This window comes from Bradyrhizobium sp. P5_C11_2 (assembly GCF_054049755.1).
Genome location: NZ_JBFULT010000699.1, coordinates 1 through 3347, shown reverse-complemented (window position 1 = coordinate 3347; position 3347 = coordinate 1). Strand labels below are relative to the sequence as shown.

The window sequence follows — 3347 nt, the reverse complement described above, 5'->3', positions numbered from 1 at the left end:
GCTCCGCACCATTCCCGGCGTGATCGAGGTCAACTCGATCGGCGGCTACGAGCGGCAATTCCACGTCCTGCCGATCCCCGGCCGGCTGATGGCCTACCGGCTCGGCTTCCGCGACATCATGACGGCGCTTGCCGCCAACAACGCCAATGTCGGCGCCGGTTATATCGAGCGCAACGGCGAGCAATATCTCGTCCGCGCCCCCGGCCAGGTCGCCAATATCCAGGACATCAAGGATATCGTGATCGGCTCGCGCGGCGGCGTGCCGGTGCGCGTCCGCGACGTCGCCGACGTGCAGGAGGGCCAGGACCTCCGCACGGGCGCGGCGTCGGCGAACGGCAAGGAGACCGTGCTCGGCACGGCCATGCTGCTGATCGGCGAGAACAGCCGCACCGTGGCCCAGCGCGTGGCCGCAAGGCTCAAGGATATCGCGAAATCGCTTCCCGAGGGCGTGATCGCGAAAGCGGTCTACGACCGCACGCATCTGGTGGAAGCGACCATCCAGACGGTCGAGAAGAACCTCGTCGAGGGCGCGGCGCTGGTGATTGCGGTGCTGTTCCTGATTCTCGGCAACATCCGCGCCGCGCTGATCACCGCCTGCGTCATTCCCCTCTCCATGCTGTTCACGATATCAGGCATGGTCGGGAGCAAGGTCAGCGCCAATCTGATGAGCCTGGGGGCGATCGATTTCGGCATCATCATCGATGGCGCCGTCATCATCGTCGAGAACTGCCTCAGGCTGCTCGCCGCCGAGCAGCACCGGCGCGGGCGCCTGCTCTCGCCGGATGAGCGGATGCAGACCATCCTCGCGGGCGCCAGCGAGGTCATCAAGCCGAGCCTGTTCGGCACGCTCATCATTGCCGTCGTCTATCTCCCGGTCCTGACCCTGACGGGGACCGAGGGCAAGATGTTCACCCCGATGGCGCTCACCGTGCTGATGGCGCTGGCGGGCGCCGCATTGCTGTCGGTGACTTTTGTCCCGGCCGCTGTCGCGATCCTCGTCACCGGCAAGGTCTCGGAGACGGAGAACATCTTCATGCGCGCCGCCAAGCGGCTCTACGTCCCCCTGCTCGACCGCGCCATCCGCTACCGCGGCAGCGTCGCAGCTTGCGCCGTCCTGATCGTCGCCGGGAGCCTGTTCGCCGCAACCCGCATGGGCGGCGAATTCATTCCGAGCCTCGACGAAGGCGACATCACCATCGAGACCATCCGGATTCCCGGCACCAGCCTCACCCAGAGCGTCGACATGCAGCTTCGGCTGGAGAAGGCCATCAAGCAGGTTCCGGAGGTGGCGACCATCTTCTCCAAGGTCGGCACCGCCGAGATCGCCAACGACCCGATGCCGCCGAACGTGGCCGACACCTATGTCACGCTGAAGCCGCGCGAGGAATGGCCAGATCCTGCGAGGCCGAAGGACGAAGTGGTCGCCGAGCTCGAACGTACCGCCAACACCCTGCCCGGCACCGCCTATGGCATGACCCAGCCGATCCAGATGCGGTTCAACGAGCTCATCGCCGGCATCCGCAGTGATGTCGGCGTCAAGATCTTCGGCGACGATCTCGACGTGCTCGCGGGCATCGCCCAGCAGGTCCACGGCGTCGTTCGCGGCATCGAAGGCGCCGCCGACGTCAAGACCGAGCAGATCGCCGGCCTGCCGATCCTCACGGTGAAGCTCGACCGCCAGGCGCTGTCGCGTTACGGCCTCAGCCTCAGTGAGGTGCAAAACCTCGTCGAGATCGCGATCGGGGGCAAACCGGTCGGAAAGCTGTTCGAGGGCGATCGCCGCTTCGACATCGTCGTGCGCCTGCCGGAAAGCCTGCGCGCCAACCCGGATGCGATCAAGTCGCTGCCGATCCCGCTGCCGCCGGGCGAGGACACGGCGGCCGTCACCAAGACCGCATGGCCGGGGACCGCGAGTCCAACGCTGCGCTACGTCCCATTGTCCTCCGTCGCCGCGATCGAGATCGCGCCCGGCCCCAACCAGATCAGCCGCGAGAACGGCAAGCGCCGGGTGGTGGTGATGGCCAATGTCCGCGGACGTGACCTGCGCTCCTTCGTCGCCGAGGCCCAGGAGGCCGTCGCAGAGAAGGTCAAGCTGCCGCCGGGCTACTGGATCGGCTGGGGCGGACAGTTCGAGCAATTGGTGTCCGCGACCAAGCGGCTCACGATCGTGGTGCCGGTGGCGCTGCTGCTGGTGTTCCTGCTGCTGTTCATGAGCATGGGATCGGTGGCCGACGCGGCTCTGGTGTTCTCCGGCGTGCCGCTGGCACTGACCGGCGGGGTCGCGGCGCTGCTGCTGCGCGGCATCCCGCTGTCGATCAGCGCCGGCGTCGGCTTCATCGCGCTGTCCGGCGTCGCCGTGCTCAACGGGCTCGTCATCATCGCCTTCATCGAGCGGCTGCGCAGCGAGGGCCGGCCCATGGCCGATGCCGTGCGCGAGGGCGCGCTGACCCGCCTGCGCCCGGTGCTGATGACCGCGCTGGTCGCCTCCCTCGGTTTCGTGCCGATGGCGCTCGCCACCGGCGCCGGCGCCGAGGTGCAGCGGCCGCTTGCGACCGTCGTGATCGGCGGCATCATCTCCTCGACCGTGCTGACGCTGCTGGTGCTGCCGGCGCTCTATATGCTGTTCCGGCGTGACGGAGCGCGCGAAACGCCTACAATGCGGCCTGATTTGGCAGCTTCCGGGGAGCGCTAGCGGTGGGCGGGCACGACCATCACGGCCACCACCATGATCATGGCGGCCACGCGGATGATCATGGCCATGGTCACGACCACAGCCATGCCCATAGTCACGATCATGGCCACGATCATGGTCTTGGCCACGCGCATGTCCATGCGCCCGCCGATTTCGGCAGGGCATTCGCGATCGGCATTTCGCTCAACATCGCGCTGGTCGTAGCCGAAGCCATTTACGGCTATATCGGCAACTCCACCGCGCTGCTTGCCGATGCCGGCCATAACCTGTCCGATGTGCTCGGCCTGGTCGTGGCCTGGGGCGCATCGATCGCGGCCAGGCGGGCACCGAGCGGCCGCTTCACCTACGGCCTGCGCGCATCCACCATCCTGGCGGCGCTCGCGAACGCGGTGTTCCTGCTGGTCGCGACCGGCGCGATCGGCTGGGAGGCAATCCTGCGGCTGCGCGAGCCCGAGCCGGTCGCGGGCGTCACCGTGATGGTGGTCGCCGGCATCGGCATCCTCGTCAACGGCTTCACCGCCCTGCTGTTCGCGCGCGGACGCAAGGACGACATCAACATCGAGGGCGCTTACCTGCACATGGCGGCCGACGCCGCCGTGTCGCTCGGCGTCGTGGTCTCGGCGGCGCTGATCATCTGGACCGGCTGGCTCTGGCT

2 protein-coding genes are annotated in these 3347 nt (G+C 67.5%); both read left to right on the top strand.

Annotated elements, in window-relative coordinates; all coding sequences use genetic code 11:
- Positions 1-2692: efflux RND transporter permease subunit (locus tag ACXJL8_RS37135; RefSeq protein ID WP_456686628.1), on the top strand; the 2692-nt coding region annotated here is incomplete at its 5' end.
- A 2-nt stretch (positions 2693-2694) separates the two neighbouring features.
- Positions 2695-3347, top strand: a 653-nt coding sequence (locus ACXJL8_RS37130; protein ID WP_456686627.1) for a cation diffusion facilitator family transporter, incomplete at its 3' end; no start/stop codon positions are given.